This window comes from Actinomadura sp. 3N407, from assembly GCF_052245875.1.
GTDB lineage: Bacteria > Actinomycetota > Actinomycetes > Streptosporangiales > Streptosporangiaceae > Spirillospora.
The window spans coordinates 297,453-317,075 of record NZ_JBQQBP010000007.1 but is presented as its reverse complement, the minus strand read 5'-3'; the positions used below and the strand labels follow the sequence as shown (position 1 = coordinate 317,075).

The following is a 19,623-nucleotide window of genomic DNA, read 5'->3' as shown; positions in this document are numbered from 1 at the left end:
GGAGCGAGATGACGACGAGACCGGCCGGAGACGACCTTCTTGCCGTGTTCAGGCGCGCGGACCTCGGCGGCGACGACAAGCTCGACCTGATGGAGTTCACGCTCGTCCTGGAGGAGCTCGGCCTGTCCTGGACGCGCGCCGAGACGCAGGACAGGTTCGAGAGGGCCGACAGCAACCTCGACGGGTTCATCTCCTACGGGGAGTACCGCGCGATCCTGGAGTCCCAGGGCTGGGCCGGGGGCCCGCTGCCCGGTACGCGCGCCTGACGACGGCGGGAACGACGGGCCCGCCGGCACCGCGCCGGCGGGCCCGTTCCGTGTGCGGAGGCCGGGATCAGACCCTGCGGCCGCGCAGTTCGCGGTACCTGCGGACGAGCGCGGCGGTGGACGCGTCGGGCGCCTCCGCGGGCGGCCGGTCGGAGGTGAGCGCGGGCGCGAGGTCCATGGCCATGACCTTGCCGAGTTCGACGCCCCACTGGTCGAAGGAGTCGATGCCCCAGATCGTCCCCTCCACGAACACGATGTGCTCGTAGAGCGCGACCAGCGAGCCGAGCGTCTTCGGCGTCAGCTTCGGCACGAGGATCGTGCTGGTCGGGCGGTTGCCCGGCATGACCTTGTGCGGGACGATCGCGGCGGGCGTCCCCTCGGCGGCGATCTCCTCGGCGGTCTTGCCGAACGCGAGCGCCGAGGTCTGCGCGAACAGGTTCGCGGTCAGCAGGTCGTGCATGCCCGCCGCCGTTCCCTCCCCCACCGGGTCCTCGAACGGCTCGGCGAAGCCGATGAAGTCGGCCGGGACGAGCCGGGTGCCCTGGTGCAGGAGCTGGTAGAAGGCGTGCTGGCCGTTCGTCCCGGGCTCCCCCCAGAAGATCGCGCCGGTCTGCGCGACGACGGGCGCGCCGTCGGCCCGCACCGACTTGCCGTTGGACTCCATCGTGAGCTGCTGGAGGTAGGCGGGGAAGCGCGACAGCCGCTGGCTGTAGGGCAGGACCGCCCGCGTCTGCGCGCCGAAGAAGTCGGTGTACCAGACGCCGAGCAGCCCCATCACGACGGGCATGTTCGCCTCGAACGGCGCGGCGCGGAAATGCTCGTCGATCTCCCGGAACCCGGCGAGCATCTCGCGGAACGCCTCGCCGCCGATCGCGATCATCAGGGAGAGGCCGATGGCGCCGTCGAGGGAGTAGCGGCCGCCGACCCAGTCCCAGAACCCGAACATGTTCGCGGTGTCGATGCCGAACTCGGCGACGCGCCCGGCGTTGGTCGACACCGCGACGAAGTGCCGCGAGACGGCCTTGTCGTCGCCGAGCCGCTCGGTGAGCCACTGCCGCGCGACCTTGGCGTTGGTGAGGGTCTCCAGCGTCCCGAACGTCTTGGAGCTGATGACGAACAGCGTCCGCTCGGGGTCGAGGCCGGCGAGCTTCCCGACGATGTCGGCCGGGTCGATGTTCGACACGAACCGGCAGGAGACGCCGGCGTCGGCGTAGTCGCGGAGGGCCTCGTAGGCCATGGCGGGGCCGAGGTCGGAGCCGCCGATGCCGATGTTGACGACGGTCGTGATGCGCTTGCCGGTGAAGCCCGTCCACTCCCCCGCGCGGACGCGCCCGGCGAAGTCGGCCATCTTGTCCAGTACGGCGTGGACGTCGCCGGCGACGTCCTGCCCGTCCACGGTCAGGGCCTCGCCGGGCGGGAGCCGCAGCGCGGTGTGCAGGACGGCGCGGTCCTCGCTGACGTTGATGCGCTCCCCGGTGAACATCGCCTCGATGCGGCCCCGCAGCCCGGCCCGCTCGGCGAGCGCCGCCAGCAGCCGCATCGTCTCGCCGGTGACGCGGTGCTTGGAATAGTCCAGGCGGAGATCCCCCGCGGTGACGGTCATGCGGTCGACGCGCCCCGGATCGTCCGCGAAGAGCTCGCGCAGATGCCGCCCGGCGATCTCCGCCTGATGCCCGGCCAGCGCGGACCACTCGGGCGACTCGGTGATATCAGCCATTGCCTCTCTCATCTCCTCGCGGGAGGGCGGGCACCGATGTCCCCCGGGCGCCGCGCCGTCCCACCGGCGATCATAGGTCGACCGCGCGTGACCGTATCAGGCTCTCCCCGGCCGCGCGGCCGGACCGCCCGTCCGGGGCGCGGGGCCGCCCGCCACCGGGAAACGCGCCCGCCGGTAGGGTCACGGCCACGGCGCCAGGTGCAGGAGGTTCCCGGATGAGCGAGGTTCCCGGATGAGCGAGGCCCCCTTGGAACTCACGCGGATGTTCGACCTGACGCCGCTCGGCGAGGACTCCTTCCTCGCCACCTCCCCGTCGGTGGGGCGGCCGCGGCTGTTCGGCGGGCAGGTCGCCGGGCAGAGCCTGCGCGCCGCGTGCCTGACGGCCGGCGGGCGCCCGCCGCACTCGCTGCACGCCTACTTCATCCGCCCGGGGACACCGGACGAGCCGCTGAACTTCGACGTGTCCCGCACCCGGGACGGGCGGTCGTTCTCCACCCGGCACGTCACCGCCAGCCAGGGCGGCAAGCCGATTCTGGAGCTGATCGCCTCGTTCCACGACCCCGAGGACGGGTTCGACTGGCAGGCCGCCCCGCCGTCCGGCACTCCGGGACCCGACGGGCTGCAGGGACTCGCGCTCCCGTCGTTCTTCCGGCACCCCGTGGGGTTCGACATCCGCGTGGTGAACCCGCCCGGCAAGGGCGAGTGGCCGATCGCGCACCCGTTCTGGATCCGGGCGTCCGCGCCGGTCGGCGACGATCCCGCGCTGCACGCGTGCCTGGCCGCCTACCTGTCGGACATGGGGGTGGTCAGCAGCGCCCGCGCGCCCGGCTCGCCGAAGCGGCTGGCCACGGCGGTCACGCTGGACCACGCGATGTGGTTCCACCGGCCGCCGCGCGTCGACCAGTGGCTGCTCTACTCGGTGGACCCGGTGACGAACCACGGTGCCCGCGGCCTCGCGCGCGGCACGCTCCACGCGGCGGACGGGACGCTGCTGGTCTCGGTCGCGCAGGAGGCGCTGCTGCGTCCCGCGTCCTGACCGCGCTCATGCGTCGGCGGCGGCCAGGGCCGGGACGGGCCGCGGGGCGGTGACCGGGGGCGGGACCGTCGCGGCGGCGCGCGCCCTGCGGACCCGGGCCAGCCCGTACGTGGCGGCGACGGCGGCGGTGAGGCAGACGGCTCCGGCGAGCATCAGCGCCGCGCGGGGCCCCAGCGTGTCGCACATCGCGCCCAGCGCGGGGCCGCCGAACGCGCCGGACGCGGCGCCCACCATGCCCTGCGCGGAGATGACGCGGCCGCGCAGATGGCCGGGGCTGTCCAGCTGCGCCCGGGTGCTCACGGTGGTGTCGAGGACGACGGCGCAGGCGGCGATCGGCAGCATCGCGGCGCCGAACAGCACCAGGTTCGGCGCGGCGCCGCTGATCATCTGCCCGGTCGCGCAGAGCGCCGCGGTGATCAGCAGCAGCCGGAGCGGGAGGCGGGCGCGGGACGCCGCGAAGACGCCGCCGAGGACGGTCCCGACGGCGAACGCCACCGACAGCGCTCCGTAGCCCGCGGCGCCGGCGTCCAGGGGGCCCTGGCTCATCGCCGCCATGGTGACCTGGTAGTTGCGGCCGAGGCTGCCGAGCATGAACGCGAGTCCGAACATGATCAGGAGCCGGGGCGAGCCGAGCACGTACCGGAAGCCGGCCACGATCCCGCGTTCCCCCGGCTTGGACGGCGGAAGCCTGTGGAACTCGTTCCCGCGCATCATCGCGATCGCGACGAGGACGCCCAGGAAGCTCACGGAGTTCGTCACGAACGCGCCGGGCACGCCGGCCAGGGGGATCACGACTCCGGCGAGGCTCATCCCGAGGATGCGGCCCCCGGAGCTGAGCAGCGAGCCGAGCGCCAGCCCGTTGGACAGGTCCTCCGGCCCGACGACCTCGGCGCCGAACCGGCCGAGGGCGGGCGACGTCAGGGCCGTGACGACGCCCGAGACCAGCGAGATCACGTACAGCCGCCCGATGGTCGACGGGTCTCCCGCCGCGATGAGGGCGAGCAGCGCCGACAGCAGCGCCTGCGCGGCCTGGCCCGCCGCCACGACGTACCGGGCGGGCAGCCGGTCGGCGATCACACCGCCCCACGGCCCGATCAGCATGGTCGGCAGGGCCTGCAGCACCAGGCCGAGCCCGACGCTCGTCGCCGAGCCGGTGATGGACAGGATGAGCCAGTTCAGCGCAAGGACCTGCATCCACGTCCCCGTGATCGAGACGAAGTCCGCGGTGGCCCACAGGCGGTAGTTGTGATGGCGCAGCGAGCGCAGCATCACCGGGAACGCCAAGGTCTTCTCCCTCTCAAGGTCACGTCAAAGCGGATTAAACGCCAGGTGCCCTTGGTGCGTTCCAAACCAGCGGGAGGTATGAGACATATCACGTTTGACCTGCACAAAGCGGGACGACCTGCGGGGCGGCGGATCCCCTTGCGCGGGCGGGCCTAAGCTCGCCTTCGGACCGCCCGCTCCGGGCGGGCGAGGCACTCTTCGCATGGGGACGGGAGTCCGGGTGGGCGAGCAGGCGTTCTGGGTGGGCACCTACACCGGCCGGGCCGGCGGCGGCGCGGGCGTGTACCGGATGCTGCGGCGCGCCGACGGCGCCCTGGAGGCGCCGCGGCTCGCGGCCGAGGCCGTGTCCCCGTCCTATCTGGCCGTGCACCCCGGCGCGCGCGCCCTCTACGCGGTGCGGGAGGAGGACGAGGGCGCCGTCCTCGCCTACGAGGTGACCGGCGGGCGGCTGCGGGAGATCGGAAGGCGCGCGGCGGGGGTGCTGCCGTGCCACCTGTCCGTGACGCCCGGCGGCGGGCACCTCGTCGTCGCCGACTACGGGTCCGGGACGGTCAGGGCCGTCCCGCTGGCCCCGGACGGCGCCTTCGCCGGAGACCCGGACGTGGCCGCGGGGCACGGGAGGGGGCCGAGGGCCGGCCGCCAGGACGGGCCGCACGCCCACGCGAGCGCCCACGCCCCGGACGGGACCATCCTGACGGCCGACCTGGGGGCCGACCTCATCCGCTCGTTCCGTATCGACCGCGGTGCGCTGCGGCTCGCCGGGGAGACGCCCCTCCCGGCCGGGTCCGGGCCGCGGCACCTGATCGTCCACCCGGGCGGTCACGTGCACGTGGTGACCGAGCTGGCCGCGACCGTGCTCGTCCTGCGGCCGCTGGGCGGCTACGCCGGCCTGGAGGTCGTGGCGGAGTCTCCCGCGACGGCGGACCCGGCGGGCGGCCCGGCCCAGTGCGCGGCGATCAGGCTCGGCGCCGGCGGCCGGTACGTCTACACCTCCACGCGCGGCGCGGACGTGGTGACGGCCCACCGGGTGCTGGACGGCGGCGCGGCGCTCGAGCCGGTCGCCGACGTCCCCTCCGGCGGGAACTGGCCCCGTGACCTGCACGTGGACGGCGAGTGGATGCACGTGGCCAACGAGCGCAGCGACACGATCGCGACGTTCCGGATCGGCGCGGACGGCGTCCCGGTGCCGGCGGGAACACCGCTGCGCGTGCCGTCACCGGTGTGCGTGATCCCCGCCTGACGGGCGTTTCCCGCAGGGCCCCACGGGCACCTCCCCGGGTGAACAGCGGACACCCGAACATCGGACACGCACCGGGGAGCATCTCGCCATGACGACGATCGCCACGACCAATCCCGCGACGGGAGAGGTCGAGAAGACCTTCGACGCGCTGGCCGACGAGGAGGTCGACCGGCGCATCGCGCGGGCGGCGGAGACGTTCGCCTCGTACCGGACGACGAGCGTCGCCCGGCGAGCGGAGTGGATGCGCGCGGCGGCCGGCATCCTCGACCGGGAGGCCGGCGGGATCGCCGCGATGCTGACGACGGAGATGGGCAAGACGCTGAAGGCCGCCGGGGCGGAGGCGCAGAAGTGCGCGAAGGCGTGCCGGTTCTACGCCGACCACGCGGAGGAGTTCCTCGCCGACCGCCGTCCCGCCGACGCCGGGGACGTGGGGGCGCAGGACGCCTACGTGCGCTACCAGCCGCTCGGGCCGGTGCTGGCGGTCATGCCGTGGAACTTCCCGCTCTGGCAGGTGATCAGGTTCGCGGCGCCCGGCCTGATGGCGGGCAACGTGGGGCTGCTGAAGCACTCCTCGAACGTCCCGCAGACGGCCCTGTTCCTGGAGGACCTGTTCCGCCGCGCCGGGTTCCCGGAGGGCGCGTTCCAGACGCTGCTCATCGGGTCGTCCAAGGTGGAGCGGGTGCTGCGCGACCCGCGGGTGAAGGCCGCGACGCTCACCGGCAGCGAACCGGCCGGGCGCTCCGTCGCCTCGATCGCCGGTGACGAGGTGAAGCCGACCGTCCTGGAACTCGGCGGCAGCGACCCGTTCGTGGTGATGCCGTCCGCCGACCTGGAGGCCGCGGCGCGGACGGCGGCGGAGTCCCGGTGCCTCAACAACGGGCAGAGCTGCATCTCGGCCAAGCGCTTCATCGTCGACACCGGCTGCGCCGACGAGTTCGAGCGGCTGTTCGTCGACAACATGCGCGCGCAGAAGGTCGGCGACCCGATGGACGACTCCACCGACGTCGGTCCCCTCGTCAGCGAGGAGGGACGCACCGGCGTCGAGGAGCTGGTGGCCGACGCGGTCGCCAAGGGCGCGACGGTGCTGTGCGGCGGGGAGCGGCCGGAGGGGCCCGGCTTCTACTACCCGCCGACCGTGATCTCCGGTGTGACGCCCGGGATGCGCATGTACCACGAGGAGGTCTTCGGGCCGGTCGCCTCGCTGTTCCGGGTCCGCGGGGTGTCGGAGGCGGTCGAGGTCGCGAACGCGACGGGCTTCGGGCTCGGCTCGAACGCCTGGACGCGCGACGACGCCGAGCGGGAGCGGTTCGTCCGCGAGCTGGACGCCGGGCAGGTCTTCGTCAACGGGAAGACGACGTCCTACCCCGAGCTGCCGTTCGGCGGCACGAAACGCTCCGGCTACGGGCGCGAGCTGTCGGAGGAGGGCATGCACGCGTTCTGCAACGCCAAGACGGTCTGGGTCGGCTGATCCGGCCGGCCGGTTCGGCGGTCAGAGCTCGACGACGCGGCCGACGCCGGTTTCGCGGGCCCGCTCGACGATGACGGAGGCCGCGGCGGTGTCCTGCACTCCCACGCCGACGCTGTTGTAGAAGACGACGTCGCCGCCGGACTCCCGCCCGGCGGCGAGGCCCGCGACGACGGGGCCGAGGGGACGCACCTGCTCCGGGCTGAGGTGCCCCGCCCGGACGGCGGCCACCACGGGGCCCGCGTGCTCCAGCGCTGTCGGCACGTGGTCCACCACGACGGCGGCCGCGCCGGTGATGACGGCGTCGTCCACCTCCGCCCGGTCCGGGGCGAAGGAGCCGACGCTCAGGACCGTGCAGCCGGGCCGGAGCCACGCGCCGAGGACGACCGGTTCCCGGCTGGTCGTGGCGGTGACGACGATCTGCGCGTCCTCGACGGCCTCGCGCGCGGAGGCCGCCGTCCCGACCGGCAGGTCCAGCTCGGCCGCGAGTTCGGCGGCGACACCGCACGACTCCGGGTTGCGGCAGGCCAGCGTCACCCGGCCGATGGGGCGGACCTCCGCCATCGCCCGGACGTGCGCGCGGCCCTGGACGCCGCAGCCGATCACGGCCAGCCGGGAGGCGTCCGGCACCGCGAGATGGTCGGCCGCCACCGCGCTCGCCGCCGACGTGCGCAGCGTCGTCACGGCATCGCCCTCGATGATCGCGATGGGCCGCCCGTCCACCGGGTCCTGCACGGTCACGAGCGCCGCCACCGTCGGCAGGCCGCGCGCCGCGTTCCCGGGGTTGACGCTCCCGAACTTGGAGACGGCGCCGGTTCCGGGCAGGCGGGAGACGTAGCAGAACGCGACATCGCCGCCGGGGCCGTCCAGCAGCACCCTCGGGGCGAGCCGCGCCTCCTTGCGGCCGAGCGCCCCGAACGCGGCGCGCTGGGAGGCGATCGCCGCCCGAAGGTCGAACACCGCGCGCACGTCGGCGGCGGACAGCAGCAGGACATCGGCCATGGGGAGATCCTCGCGACCCCTTCCGGCCCTGTCGAGGAGGAAAGGGCAAACGGTTCGTATCGAGTGCTCCGGCGTCAGTCCTGTTTGGGCCTCTTCGCCACCAGCGTGAGCACGTCGTACCTGGCGACCGAGGCCCCTTCCTGGTTGGTGACGTCGGTGTCCCAGCGGACCTCGCCGTAGCCGGCGCCCTCACGCGGCGAGATCTGCTTGGCGGTGAGCGTGACGGTCAGCTCGTCGCCGGGCTTGACCGGGGCGAGGAACCGCAGGTTCTCCAGCCCGTAGTTCGCCAGGACGGGCCCGGGGGCGGGGTCGACGAAAAGACCCGCCGCGAACGACACGACGAGGTAGCCGTGCGCGACCCTGCCGCCGAAGAACGGGTTGGCCGTCGCGGCCTCCTCGTCCATGTGGGCGTAGAAGGTGTCGCCGGTGAACTCCGCGAAGTGCTCCACGTCGGCGAGGGTGACGACGCGGGGGCCGCCGACGGCGGTGTCGCCGGCGCGCAGGTCCTCCAGGTGCTTGCGGAACGGGTGCTCGTCGGTGACGGTCCGGTCGGTGCCGGGGACCCACCGCCCGGTGATCGAGGTGAGCATCGCGGGCCCGGCCTGGACGGCGGTGCGCCGCATGTGGTGCACGACCCCGCGGATCCCGCCCATCTCCTCTCCGCCGCCGGCGCGTCCGGGGCCGCCGTGGACGAGCGCGGGCAGCGGCGAGCCGTGCCCGGTCGACTCCTTGGCGTCCTCGGAGTTCAGCACCAGCAGCCGCCCGTGCCAGGGCGCGGTGCCGAGCACGACGTCCCGGGCGAAATCGGCGTCGCCGGTGACGATCGACCCGGCGAGGCTGCCGCGGCCGCGCACCGCCAGCTCGACCGCCCGGCCGGCGCCGTCGTAGGGCAGCAGCGTGCTGACCGGGCCGAACGCCTCCACCTCGTGCGGTTCGGCGCGGGCGGCGTCGTCGGCGCGCAGCAGGATCGGCGACATGAACGCGCCGCGCTCGGCGTCGGCGCCGCGCACGTCCACGCGTTCGGGGTCGCCGAAGACGACGCGTCCGGCGTCCAACAGGGCCTTCAGCGAGCGCCGCACCTCCTCGCGCTGGTCGAGCCCGGCCAGCGCGCCCATCCGCACGTCCGGGTCGGACGGGTTCCCGACCGTGACCCCCGACAGCCGGTCGCGGACGGCCTCGGCGACGTCGCCGATGAGCGCGGAGGGGACCAGCGCGCGGCGGATCGCGGTGCACTTCTGTCCCGCCTTGACGGTCATCTCCGTGACGAGCTGCTTGACGTACAGGTCGAACTCCGGCGTCCCGGGGCCGGCGTCCGGCCCGAGGATCGAGCAGTTCAGCGAGTCGGCCTCGGCGTTGAACCGCACCGCGTTCCCCACGATCGCGGGGTGGGTGCGCAGCAGCCGGGCCGTGGACGCCGATCCGGTGAACCCGACGATGTCCTGCTCGGTGAGGTGGTCGAGCAGGTCGCCGGGGCTTCCGCAGACCATCTGCACGGTGCCCTCCGGCAGGATCCCGGACTCGACGATCAGCTCGACGAGCCGGGCCGTCAGGTAGGCGGTCTGGCTCGCGGGCTTGATCAGGCTCGGCACCCCGGCGAGGAACGCGGGCGCGAGCTTCTCCAGCGGTCCCCACACCGGGAAGTTGAACGCGTTGATCTGCACCGCGACGCCGTGCGACGGGGTGCACAGGTGCTGCCCGACGAACGTCCCGCCCTTCCCGAGCGGCTCGACGTCCCCTTCGATCAGCACCGTGTCGTTCGGCAGTTCGCGCTTGCCCTTGCTCGCATAGCCGAACAGGACTCCGATGCCGCCGTCGATGTCGAACTTCGAATCGCCCAGCGTCGCGCCGGTGCGCGCCGACAGCGCGTACAGCTCCTCGCGATGCTCCCGCAGGTGGGAGGCCAGCGCCTTCAGCAGGGCCGCGCGCTGGTGGAACGTCAGCTCCCTCAGCACCGGGCCGCCGGCCGTCCGCCCGTACCGTAGGGCGGCGCCCATGTCGATCCCCGCCGAGGAGATGCGGGCGACCTCCTCCCCCGTGACGGCGTCGCGCAGCGGCGCCCCCTCGTCCTCCGGAGCACGCCATGAACCCGACACATAACTGCGCAGCACGATCACTTGGACCTCCTCGTCCATATCTCTGAGTCTTCCTGCCACCCGCGAGCCCGGTTCACGCCTCGCAGACGTGACAGCCGGGACCCGGGCCGTTTGTGTACTCGTATTGGAATGAAGCGTTCCGTTCTGCTATAGTGGAATCAAACGTTCCGTTCTACAAGGGAGCCGCACATGACCATCCTCGTGACCGGCGCCACCGGAACCGTCGGCCGCCACATCGTCGCCGAGCTGCTGCGGGCGGGCGAGTCCGTCCGGGCGCTCACCCGCGACCCGGCCAAGGCCGGCCTACCCGAGGGCGTCGAGATCGTCCAGGGTGATCTGGCCGATCCGGGCGGCCTCGTTTCCGCGTTCGACGGCGTCACCGCCGTGCACCTGATCAACTTCGCCGGCGACGGCTACGCCCCGGTGGAGACCGGCCCCCAGATCGTCGACCTGGCGGTCAAGAGCGGCGTCCGGCGCGTCACGCTCCTCGGCGGCCGCGCGGAGGGCGGCCTGGAGCGGGCACTGGCCGGCAGCGACCTGGAGTGGACGTTCCTCAACCCGGTCGAGTTCATGTCCAACACCCTGCAATGGTGGGCCGCGTCCGTCCGGGCCGAGGGCGTGGTCCGCGAGCCGTTCGGCGGGCGCCGGAGCAGCCTCGTCCACGAGGCCGACATCGGCGCGGTCGCGGCGGCCGTGCTGATCCGCGGCGGCCACGCCGGGCGGACTCTGGTCATCACCGGCCCGGAGGCGATCACCACCGCGGAGAAGGTGGACATGCTCGCGGCGGCGACCGGCCGGGAGATCCGGTTCGCCGAGCTGTCCGAGGACGAGGCCCGCGCCAAGTGGCGCGGCGAGGGCATGACGGACGACCTCATCGGGTTCCTGCTCGACGCGCTCGGCAACACCCCGGTCGAGGGCCGCACCGTCTCCCGCGTCGTGGAGGAGGTCACCGGACGCCCCGCGCGGCCGTTCTCGCAGTGGGCCGAGGAGAACGCGGACGCGTTCCGGCCCTGAGGGGCAGAGAGACAGATCTTGTGGATTTGTTCCCCGGATGAATACCCTGCCGGACATGGTCACGCGCAACCGGATCTCCGCCGAGCTCAACGGGCTGCGGGCCGCCGTCCGCGCCGGGATGATCGGCCCGATGCCCCCGAGGGCCCTCGCCGCCACGGCGCGGGCCCTGCGGGGCTACGGGCCGCTCGGCGCGGCGACGGCACTGCCCGCGCACCGGTTCCCCGACCACACCGGCCTCGTCGACGAACGCGGAACCCTCACGTTCGGCGAGCTGGACCGGCGCTGCAACGCCCTCGCCAACGCCCTGCTGGCACGCGGCATCGGCGTCGGCGACACCGTGGGAATCCTGTGCCGCAACCACCGCGGCCTGCTGGAGGCGATGTCGGGGGCGGCCAAGACGGGCGCGTCCGTCCTGTTCCTCAACACCGACTTCGCCGCGCCCCAGCTCCGCGACGCCGTGGAACGCGAGGGCGTCACCGTCCTGGTGCACGACGAGGAGTTCGCCGCCGTCGCGGACGGCCTCGACCCGCCCCGCTTCACCGAGTCCGACGTGGACGACCTCATCGGCGGCGCGGACGGCACGCCGCCGCCCGCCCCGTCCCGGCACGGCTCGATGGTGATCCTCACCAGCGGCACGTCCGGGAGGCCGAAGGGCGCGCCGCGGTCGCAGTCCCGGTCGATGGCGCTGCCCGGCGGGATCCTGTCGAAGGTGCCGTTGCGCGGCGGGGAGGCCATGTTCGTCGGCCCGCCGCTGTTCCACGGCCTCGGCCTCACCTCCGCCGTCCTCGCGCTGGGGCTCGGGACGACGCTCGTCCTGCGCCGCCGCTTCGACGCGGAGCGGGTCCTCGACGATCTGGAGACGCATCGCTGCACCTCGCTCATCGCCGTCCCGGTGATGCTCAGCCGCATCCTCGCCGTCCCCGGCGTGGAGACGCGCGACCTGTCCCGCCTCAAGGTGGTCATGACGGGCGGGGCGCGGCTGGACGCCGGGCTCGGAGGCCGCGCGCTGGCGGCGTTCGGGCCGTCCCTCTACAACTTCTACGGCTCGACCGAGGCCTCCTGCATCACGATCGCCACCCCGGACGACCTGGCCGCCGCGCCCGGCTGCGTCGGCCGCCCGCCCGCCGGCACCACCGTCGCGATCCTCGGCGCCGACGACCGGCCCGTGCCGCCGGGCACGACCGGGCGGATCTTCGTCGACACCCCGGCCCGGTTCGGCGGCTACACCGGCGGGGGCGGCAAGGACGAGGTCGGCGGCCTGATGGCGGTCGGCGACCTCGGCCACCTGGACGGCGACGGCCGGCTGCACGTCGACGGCCGCGCCGACGACATGATCGTGTCCGGCGGCGAGAACGTCCACCCCGGCGAGGTCGAGGACCTCCTCGCCGCCCATCCCGGCATCGCGGAGGCCGCCGTCGCCGGCGTCCCGGACGAGGAGTTCGGGCACCGGCTGCGCGCCTACGTGGTCGCCGCCGGCCTCACCGAGGACGACGTCAAGGGCCACGTCGCCGCGAACCTCGCCCGGCACAAGGTGCCCCGCGAGGTGATCTTCCTGGACGCGCTCCCCCGCAACCCGGCCGGCAAGGTCCTCAAGCACGCCCTCGCGGACGCCGCCCGCCTACCTCCGAGGTAACCGCCCGCACGACGACCGGTCCGGAGCGTCGCGGTCATCGACGTTGAGAGGGGAATCCCGATGAGCTCCAGGCGATCGTCGTCGCGGGTTTCGCGGCGGTGCAGTACACCGCGCTCCGCCGGACAAACGACGAGCTCCGCTCGGCCCGCTGAGCTGGTCAGGGCCAGGGCCTGACGTCCCAGGCGTTCTGGCGGACCTCCACGTGCTCGGACCGGCGCAGCTCGCCGAGGAGGTCGCGCCAGTCGCCGGGCCACCCGGCGACCGGACCCATCTGCCGGACCAGCGCGGCGGCCAGAAGGTGCGACGCGACGTCACCCCGGCCGGCGAGCAGCCGCGCGGCGGGCAGCAGCCGCGCGGGCCCGCCCTCCCGGCGGACGCCGTGGCCGCCGACCGCGTGGAACAGCCGTCTGTCGCACAGGGCGGCGGTCAGGGCGGGGCGGCCGCGCAGCAGGTCCGCCAGGGCGGCCAGCTCGCCCGCCACCCGCTCGGCGGTGACGCCGTCCTCGGTGAGGTGCGCGGAGCTGAGCGCGACGTCCGCCGCCTGGGCGGCGTAGAGCGGATGACCGGCGAGAATCCGGATCGCGCGGCGGGCCAGCGACGCGTTGGGGTGGCCGGAGGGCAGGCCGCCGACCGTCTGCGCGATGGCCGTGGCCCGCGCCCGCGCCCGGTCGTCGAGGTCGGCGCCGACCAGGGCGGAGAGCACGTCGAGCGCCTCCTCCCCCACCGACCCCGTCCTGACGAGGGCGTGCAGAACCTGGAGTTCGTCGTCCCCGGCGGGGTCGCGGGGATCGGCGACGGCGGCGAGGACGGCTCCGAACCCTTCCTCGTACCAGGGCGCCCACGCGCCGAACGCCTTGGACGCCCGGAACCGGACGCCCGGTCCGTCCGCGGCGGAGACGAGCCGGCGGACGAGCGCGGCGTAGGCGGGGCGGTGCGCGGGCGCGTACTCCGAGGGCTTCGCCTGGAAGAGCGTGCGCAGCATCAGCTCCGACGCGTACGGGCCCGCGGCGTCGCCGAGCGCGGCGATCGCGCGGTGATCCTCGGGGACGCGGCGCAGGGCCGCCGCGACGGCGACCCGGACGTCCCGGTGCAGGCCGGGGTCGTTCCAGGCGCGGAGCAGCACGTCCACCGCGTCCGGGAGCCGCAGCCGTTCGAGCAGCCGGGCGGCCTGCTTGCGGGCGGTCACCTTCCCGTCCGGGCCGGACAGCGCCTCCTCCAGGACGGGCCCGAGCCGGGACGGCGGCACCGACGCGCTGCACCGTCCCACGGCCGCGACCGCCACCGCCGATCTCGGGCCCCGCGCGTGGAGGAGGAGCATCGCGAGAGCTTCGGCCGGACGGTCGGTGGCCGCCATCGCCTCCAGCGCCGCCTCGGCGAGGACGATCTCGTCCTCCCGCTCCGCCCAGGGCACGAGATCCCCGAGCCCGCCCGGGAGCAGGCCGAGGCCGGCGACGGCGGTGATCCTGGCGTCCGCCGGTCTCCGCCCGTCCCGGACGGCCGCGGCCAGCACCGCCCGCACGCGCTCGGCCTGGGGCGGCGTCCAGCGGCCCGGATCCTGCGGCCGGACCTCCGGAACCCATTCCGCGGCCTCGAACCGGCCCTCCCGGCCGCCGTCCAGAACGGGCGGGAGGAGGTCGGTGCGGCGGCCGGCGACGACGCGCCACACCTCGGGCAGGACGATCGCGGAGGCGTCGGCGGCGAGCAGTTCCACGGCGCGCCCCGCACGCCGCGCGGGGTCGGCGAGCCACAGCGCCGCCGCCTCGCGGGCGAGGGGCTCGGGCGCGTCCAGGATCGCCGCGCGCAGGTCGTCCTGGAGGTCCGCCTGCCCGAACGCCCTCCGCCCGAGGGAACGGGCCAGGGCGATGACGGTCTCGTGGTCGCGCAGGTGCGGGCGCAGGACGTCCAGGAGGCGGCGTTCCCCGCCGTGCGGCAGCACCCGGTCGAGCCGGTGGCCGTCGAGCGCCTCCGGCCCGTGCCTCGCCACGAGCGCGGCGTAGACGCCGAGCGCCCAGCCGGTGAGGGCGGGCGGCGCCGCGTGCGGCGGGCCGGCCGCGCCGAGCATCAGGTCCGCCAGATCGCGCAGCCTCCGGCGGGTGGCCGGGGAGGAGTCGCGCGCCGTCACGGCCGGCTCGGCGATGGCGGCGAAGGGCGGGGCGAACGAGTCGTCCAGCAGGCGGATCGGCACGGACGCCAGGGCGGCGATGAACGTCCCCCTGAGCGGGTCCTGCTCGTTCCGCGTGCGGTCCGCGAGCTCGGCGACCAGGCTCAGCAGGAGCGCGGAGTCCCCGGTGCGGGCGGTGAGCTCGACGAGCAGCGTGCGGGCGAGTCCCCGCCGCCGCGGGTCGCCGCCGAACGCCGCCGCCCGGACGGGCCCGGACGCCTCCCCGTAGGGCAGGTGAGCCGTCAACTTCAGCGGGATCTCCGGGTCGTCCAGCCGGGACCGCGCGGAATGCCACACCGAGCCGTGCCACTCCAGCATCCGCCGGGCCTCGGCCGCCGCCCGGTCGGGCGGCAGGAGACCGAGCAGCGGGAAGTTCCGCATCCCCGCGGGCGGCTGCCCGTCCCGTTCCCGCGCGAGGTCGAAGACCTCCCCGCGGCGGCCCGGCGGGACGTGGACGAGGACCTCCCGCAGCCAGTACGGGTCGTCCGGCAGGAACTCGCGAAGGTCCCGCGCCGGGAGGCCGCTCAGGTATCCGAAGTACGACCACGGCATGCGGCCCCTCCGGCGCCCCATCCGCCTCGCGACCCTCGCGGCACGGACCGCGTCCACCCTGAACAGCGCCGGAGCGAGCTTGCCCGGGAGGTAGGCGGCGGATCTGCGGAGCGCATCCCGTTCCAGCAGCCCCAGCAGGCCCGCCGGGTCCCGCCGCGCCAGGGCCGGGAGCCCGGCCTTGCAGTGCCGCCACCACGCCCATTCGGACACGTGCTCATGGGCGTGGGCGAGGAACGGGCCGGGGTGGCGTCCGGCCAGGGCACGCCAGGCGGTGACGCCGTGCGCCAGGTCCGGGAGGAGCCGCGTGACGGTGCCGCCCGAGCAGGCGGGCAGCAGCGCGGCGGCCTCCCGGTCCCCCCAGCGGGCCCGCACGCCGGGGAGGAGCCGGTCGGCGAGGGCGGTGCGGCGGGCGTGGCGGAGCATCCGGTAGAACGCGCGGCGCAGATCGGCGGGCGCGTCGTCCAGGACGGCCGCCGCGGCGTCGTCGGAGACGGGAAGGGTCCGGACGGCGCGGAGCGCGGCGCGCCGCAGGCCCATGTCGGGTCCGGCGAGCGCCCGCTCGATGTGCGGGAGGTCGCGGGCCGCCATGGCCATGTGCAGGGCGATGCGGCGCTCGTACCGTCCGCGTGCGGACAGGCCGGCGAGGAGGTCGCGGAGTTCGTCGGTGCCTGCGAGGTCGCGGGCGCGCAGGGCCAGTTCCCGCATGCGCCGCGGGTACGGCAGGGATTCGAGGGCCGGTTCCAGGACCGGCTCGGTGGGGCTCAACGGCCCGGGCGGAGACCGCCCTTCCTGAAGATCATGGTGTCGATGATGGCGGATCACCGCCGCGTCGGGCAAGCGGGGCGGCACTGGAATACTCGTGACCATGACATATGCGGCGGACAGCGATCGATACGAGCGGATCCCCTACCGGCGGTGCGGGCGCAGCGGGCTGCGGCTCCCGGCGATCTCGCTGGGCCTGTGGCACAACTTCGGCGACGACCGCCCCCTGGACGTGCAGCGGGCCATCCTGCGCCGCGCGTTCGACCTCGGCGTCACGCATTTCGACCTGGCGAACAACTACGGGCCGCCCTACGGCTCCGCGGAGGTCAACTTCGGCCGGATCATGCGGGAGGACCTCCGTCCGTACCGGGACGAGATGATCATCTCCACGAAGGCCGGTTACGACATGTGGCCGGGCCCGTACGGTGAGTGGGGGTCGCGCAAGTACCTGCTCGCCAGCCTCGACCAGTCGCTGAGCCGGATGGGGCTGGACTACGTCGACATCTTCTACAGCCACCGTTTCGACCCGGAGACGCCGCTGGAGGAGACGATGGGCGCGCTGGACCGCGCCGTCCGGTCCGGGAAGGCCCTGTACGCGGGGATCTCGTCCTACTCCCCCGAGCGCACCGCGGAGGCGGCGGCGATCCTGCGGGAGATGGGGACGCCGCTGCTGATCCACCAGCCGTCCTACTCGATGCTCAACCGCTGGATCGAGGGCGGGCTCCTCGACACGCTCGGCCGGGAGGGGGTGGGCTGCATCGCGTTCTCGCCGTTGGCGCAGGGGATGCTGACCGACAAGTACCTCGGCGGCGTCCCCGAAGGGTCGCGGGCCAGCAAGGGCACGTCGTTCTCGACGAGCCTGCTCACCGAGGAGAACCTGCGGCACGTCCGGACGCTGAACGAGATCGCCGAGGGGCGCGGGCAGTCGCTCGCGCAGCTCGCCCTCGCCTGGTCGCTGCGGGACGGCCGGGTCACCTCCGCGCTGATCGGCGCGAGCAGCGTCGCGCAGCTGGAGGAGAACCTCGCGGCCCTGGACCGGCTGGACCTCACCGCGGCCGAGCTCGCCGCGATCGACCGGGACGCCGTCGAGGCGGGGATCAACATCTGGGCGGCCTCCAGCGCGGGCTGACCGCCGTGCGTGTGCATTGACCTGGCGGGACGGGGCACGAGCAGCACATGGAAGAGATGATGCTGCGCAGCGCCGCGTTCAACGATCACACGCTCATGCCGTCGGAGTACTCGCACGACAGCGGGGACGTCTCGCCCCCGCTGGAGTGGTCGCAGGCCCCCGAGGAGGTGGTGGAGCTCGCGCTGGCCTGCGAGGACCCGGACGCGCCGACCGGCACGTTCGCGCACTGGCTGCTCGCCGGCATCGACCCCGTGACGACGGGGCTGGACGCCGGTGAGCAGCCGACCGGGGCGGTCGTCGGGCGCAACGACTTCGGCGCGGACGGGTACGGCGGGCCGAAGCCCCCGGCGGGCGACGACCCGCACCGGTACTTCTTCCGGCTCTACGGGCTGTCGGATCCGTCCGGGCTCCGTCCCGGGTTCACGGCCGAGGACCTGCGCGTCGCCGTCCAGGAGAAGATCGTGGCGTCCGGCACGCTCGTCGGGACGTTCGTGAGGTGACCCGTGGGCGCTCCCGACCAGAACGACCCCGGCCGCGACCATCCCGGCCGCGACCGTGCCGGCGGCGACTATCCCGGCCCCTACGAGTCCGAGTGGGAGGATCCCGCGTGGCGCGGCCCCGGCTCACGAGGGCCCTACCCGCATCAGCAGCCGCGCGGCGCCGAGCCGCTGACCGCCCGCAGCCCGCTGCGGCTGCGGGCGATCCTGTCCGGGGTCGCACTGGTCGCGACGGCGGCGGCCGCGGTCGTGTTCGCCGTGAGCGCGCAGGGCGACGGGGGTGACGGCGCCTGGGCCGCGGCGGGCGTGTGCGCGGCCGTCGCCGTCGTCGCCGCGATCGACCTGGTCGTGATCGCCCGGCGCACCCGGACGTGACCTCCGCCGGCGGCCCGGTCCGGGTCGGGAGGGCGGCGCGGGGATCGGGTGCTCGGCCAGCGCCGTGGCGGCGGCCACCAGGGGCGCCGCTGAGATTGTTGATCACGTGGTGGGCGCCGTCCTCGTTGCCGGTGACGATCACCCCGGCGACGCGGTTGAAGGCGACCGGCCGCCCGGCGTCGTCGGTCTCGGACAGCATCGCGTCCAACCGCTCGATGACCCGCTGGGCGATCGAGGAGGGCTGGCCCGCCCACGTCGGCGACGCGATGATCAGGATCTCCGACTCCAGCAGCGTCCGGTGGACGCCGGGCCACGGGTCGCCGGGGCCGAGGTCGGTCGCCACGCCCGGCGGGATGTCGAGGTCCACCGCCCGGATGCTCTCCACCTTGACGTCCCTGGCGCGCAGGGCCTCCTCCACCACCGCCGCGAGCGCCTCGGTGTTGGAGGTCTCCGGCGAGCGCTTCAGCGTGCGGTTGATCACTACGGCGCGCATCGGCGCTTCCCTCGCGTGTCGGCCGAGCGGTCAACGCGGATCTACCCGCGCCGGCCGCCGAAACGTTCAGTAGCGGGCCAGCCGGGCGCGGGCGGCCTCCACGGCTGGCGGGACGGGGCGGCGGGCGCGGGCGAGCGCCGGCAGGGCGCGGGCCGCGTCCGCGAGGCCCGCCCGGCCGTCGCGGCTGCCCAGCGCGGACGCGGCGGCGCGGGCGACCGCCGGGAGCGGGCGGCGCAGCCACGCGGTCAGCAGCCGGTTGCGCACCTCGCGGCGCCGGCGCGCGGCGGGATCGCGACCCGCCTTGGACGGGTGGTGGTGGACGGTGAGTTCGGGCACGTACGCCAGCCCCCACCCGGCGGCGGCCAGGTCGAGGGCCAGCAGCTCCTCCTCCCCGCCGAAGTGCAGGACGTCGGAGAAGCCGCCCACGCCGAGGAACGCCTCACGCCGCACGATCACGGAGCAGGCGAGGAAGCCCAGGACGGCCGGTCCGGGCAGCCCGTCCGGCCGGCCGAGAGGTGAGCGGGCCATCTGCCCGGACACCGGCTCCAGCCGCTCCTCCTCGCCGATGAGCACGCGGGCGGCGAGCAGCGCCGTCCGCGGGTGCGCGTCGAGGATCTCCACGGCGCGGTCCAGCGCGCCCGGCGCCCACCACGAGTCGTCGTCGGCGAACGCGACGTAGCGGGTCGAGGCGTGCTCGGCCGCGACGGTGCGGGCGGCGGCGCCCAGGTTGCGCGGGAGCCGCAGCACCGTGGCGCCGGCGGCCTCGGCGACGGCCGCGGTGGCGTCGGCGGAGGCGTTGTCGGCCACGATCACCGGGGCGTCGTGGCGCGCGAGGCTGCGGCGCAGCTCCGGGGCGCGGTCGCGGGTCGCGACGAGAATGGTCACATCGGGCATCGGCCGCTCT

Annotated in this window: 15 protein-coding genes and 1 pseudogene; 9 read left to right on the top strand and 7 right to left on the bottom strand. The window is 74.6% G+C overall.

From position 1 onward, the window contains the following. The first annotated feature begins 8 nt into the window (after window positions 1-8). Window positions 9-266 carry an EF-hand domain-containing protein gene (locus tag ACTWPP_RS20215; RefSeq protein ID WP_443105848.1) on the top strand — a complete coding sequence of 86 codons (258 nt, stop codon included), beginning with the start codon at window positions 9-11 and terminating at the stop codon, window positions 264-266. Between the two features lie 67 nt (window positions 267-333). Here the strand turns inward: ACTWPP_RS20215 and pgi are convergent, their stop codons facing one another. Further along, window positions 334-1,983: a glucose-6-phosphate isomerase gene (pgi, locus tag ACTWPP_RS20210; protein ID WP_443105847.1), complete on the bottom strand. Its 1,650-nt coding sequence runs from the start codon at window positions 1,981-1,983 to the stop codon at window positions 334-336. Between the two features lie 232 nt (window positions 1,984-2,215). Here pgi and ACTWPP_RS20205 point away from each other — a divergent pair, with 232 nt between their 5' ends. Continuing rightward, window positions 2,216-3,019, top strand: a complete 804-nt coding sequence (locus ACTWPP_RS20205) for an acyl-CoA thioesterase (protein WP_443105846.1) — start codon at window positions 2,216-2,218, stop codon at window positions 3,017-3,019. A 6-nt stretch (window positions 3,020-3,025) separates the two neighbouring features. On the opposite strand, the gene ACTWPP_RS20200 is transcribed toward ACTWPP_RS20205, so the two are convergent. Beyond that, on the bottom strand, window positions 3,026-4,303 hold the full coding sequence (locus ACTWPP_RS20200) for an MFS transporter (RefSeq protein ID WP_443105845.1): 1,278 nt from the start codon (window positions 4,301-4,303) through the stop codon (window positions 3,026-3,028). A 202-nt stretch (window positions 4,304-4,505) separates the two neighbouring features. On the opposite strand from ACTWPP_RS20200, the gene ACTWPP_RS20195 reads away from it, so the two are divergent. Then, window positions 4,506-5,543, top strand: coding sequence for a lactonase family protein (locus tag ACTWPP_RS20195; RefSeq protein WP_443105844.1), 1,038 nt, complete (start codon window positions 4,506-4,508; stop codon window positions 5,541-5,543). 88 nt (window positions 5,544-5,631) lie between these two features. After that, window positions 5,632-7,011 carry an NADP-dependent succinic semialdehyde dehydrogenase gene (locus tag ACTWPP_RS20190; protein WP_443105843.1) on the top strand — a complete coding sequence of 460 codons (1,380 nt, stop codon included), beginning with the start codon at window positions 5,632-5,634 and terminating at the stop codon, window positions 7,009-7,011. 21 nt (window positions 7,012-7,032) lie between these two features. Here ACTWPP_RS20190 and ACTWPP_RS20185 read toward each other — a convergent pair whose 3' ends face one another. Continuing rightward, window positions 7,033-8,010: an ornithine cyclodeaminase family protein gene (locus tag ACTWPP_RS20185; protein WP_443105842.1), complete on the bottom strand. Its 978-nt coding sequence runs from the start codon at window positions 8,008-8,010 to the stop codon at window positions 7,033-7,035. 74 nt (window positions 8,011-8,084) lie between these two features. Further along, window positions 8,085-10,142 carry a phenylacetic acid degradation bifunctional protein PaaZ gene (gene paaZ, locus ACTWPP_RS20180; RefSeq protein ID WP_443105841.1) on the bottom strand — a complete coding sequence of 686 codons (2,058 nt, stop codon included), beginning with the start codon at window positions 10,140-10,142 and terminating at the stop codon, window positions 8,085-8,087. Between the two features lie 150 nt (window positions 10,143-10,292). Between paaZ and ACTWPP_RS20175 the strand changes: the two genes are divergently transcribed. Together ACTWPP_RS20175 and ACTWPP_RS20170 are read left to right on the top strand one after the other, a co-directional pair. Continuing rightward, window positions 10,293-11,117 (top strand): NmrA family NAD(P)-binding protein, encoded by an 825-nt coding sequence (locus ACTWPP_RS20175; RefSeq protein WP_443105840.1) that lies wholly within the window; start codon window positions 10,293-10,295, stop codon window positions 11,115-11,117. Between the two features lie 55 nt (window positions 11,118-11,172). After that, a complete protein-coding gene (locus tag ACTWPP_RS20170) occupies window positions 11,173-12,750 on the top strand; it encodes an AMP-binding protein (RefSeq protein WP_443105839.1) in 1,578 nt (525 codons plus the stop codon). A 157-nt stretch (window positions 12,751-12,907) separates the two neighbouring features. Here the strand turns inward: ACTWPP_RS20170 and ACTWPP_RS20165 are convergent, their stop codons facing one another. Further along, window positions 12,908-16,228: a HEAT repeat domain-containing protein gene (locus ACTWPP_RS20165; protein ID WP_443105838.1), complete on the bottom strand. Its 3,321-nt coding sequence runs from the start codon at window positions 16,226-16,228 to the stop codon at window positions 12,908-12,910. 100 nt (window positions 16,229-16,328) lie between these two features. Between ACTWPP_RS20165 and mgrA the strand changes: the two genes are divergently transcribed. Genes mgrA through ACTWPP_RS20150 form a run of 3 tightly spaced genes read left to right on the top strand, consistent with a single transcriptional unit; the run spans window position 16,329 to window position 18,226 of the window. Next, a complete protein-coding gene (mgrA, locus tag ACTWPP_RS20160) occupies window positions 16,329-17,354 on the top strand; it encodes an L-glyceraldehyde 3-phosphate reductase (RefSeq protein WP_443105837.1) in 1,026 nt (341 codons plus the stop codon). Window positions 17,355-17,401: 47 nt separating this feature from the next. Beyond that, a complete protein-coding gene (locus ACTWPP_RS20155) occupies window positions 17,402-17,854 on the top strand; it encodes a YbhB/YbcL family Raf kinase inhibitor-like protein (protein ID WP_443105836.1) in 453 nt (150 codons plus the stop codon). A 3-nt stretch (window positions 17,855-17,857) separates the two neighbouring features. After that, the gene (locus ACTWPP_RS20150) at window positions 17,858-18,226 is read left to right on the top strand and encodes a DUF6343 family protein (RefSeq protein ID WP_443105835.1); all 369 of its coding nucleotides are present in this window, start codon (window positions 17,858-17,860) and stop codon (window positions 18,224-18,226) included. A gap of 154 nt (window positions 18,227-18,380) precedes the next feature. On the opposite strand, the pseudogene ACTWPP_RS20145 reads toward ACTWPP_RS20150, so the two are convergent. Further along, window positions 18,381-18,719: pseudogene (locus ACTWPP_RS20145) on the bottom strand (flavodoxin family protein); the annotation flags it as partial. A gap of 66 nt (window positions 18,720-18,785) precedes the next feature. Then, entirely contained in the window at window positions 18,786-19,613 is an 828-nt protein-coding gene (locus ACTWPP_RS20140) for a glycosyltransferase family 2 protein (RefSeq protein ID WP_443105834.1), read from the bottom strand. Window positions 19,614-19,623 lie beyond the last annotated feature (10 nt).

What these genes read in the sequence shown, in the direction of transcription:
- ACTWPP_RS20215 (WP_443105848.1), top strand. Translation starts at nt 9, where the DNA reads ATGACGACGAGACCGGCCGGAGACGACCTTCTTGCCGTGTTCAGGCGC.
- pgi (WP_443105847.1), bottom strand. Translation starts at nt 1,983, where the DNA reads ATGGCTGATATCACCGAGTCGCCCGAGTGGTCCGCGCTGGCCGGGCAT.
- ACTWPP_RS20205 (WP_443105846.1), top strand. Translation starts at nt 2,216, where the DNA reads ATGAGCGAGGCCCCCTTGGAACTCACGCGGATGTTCGACCTGACGCCG.
- ACTWPP_RS20195 (WP_443105844.1), top strand. Translation starts at nt 4,506, where the DNA reads ATGGGGACGGGAGTCCGGGTGGGCGAGCAGGCGTTCTGGGTGGGCACC.
- ACTWPP_RS20190 (WP_443105843.1), top strand. Translation starts at nt 5,632, where the DNA reads ATGACGACGATCGCCACGACCAATCCCGCGACGGGAGAGGTCGAGAAG.
- ACTWPP_RS20185 (WP_443105842.1), bottom strand. Translation starts at nt 8,010, where the DNA reads ATGGCCGATGTCCTGCTGCTGTCCGCCGCCGACGTGCGCGCGGTGTTC.
- paaZ (WP_443105841.1), bottom strand. Translation starts at nt 10,142, where the DNA reads ATGGACGAGGAGGTCCAAGTGATCGTGCTGCGCAGTTATGTGTCGGGT.
- ACTWPP_RS20175 (WP_443105840.1), top strand. Translation starts at nt 10,293, where the DNA reads ATGACCATCCTCGTGACCGGCGCCACCGGAACCGTCGGCCGCCACATC.
- ACTWPP_RS20170 (WP_443105839.1), top strand. Translation starts at nt 11,173, where the DNA reads ATGGTCACGCGCAACCGGATCTCCGCCGAGCTCAACGGGCTGCGGGCC.
- mgrA (WP_443105837.1), top strand. Translation starts at nt 16,329, where the DNA reads ATGACATATGCGGCGGACAGCGATCGATACGAGCGGATCCCCTACCGG.
- ACTWPP_RS20155 (WP_443105836.1), top strand. Translation starts at nt 17,402, where the DNA reads ATGGAAGAGATGATGCTGCGCAGCGCCGCGTTCAACGATCACACGCTC.
- ACTWPP_RS20140 (WP_443105834.1), bottom strand. Translation starts at nt 19,613, where the DNA reads ATGCCCGATGTGACCATTCTCGTCGCGACCCGCGACCGCGCCCCGGAG.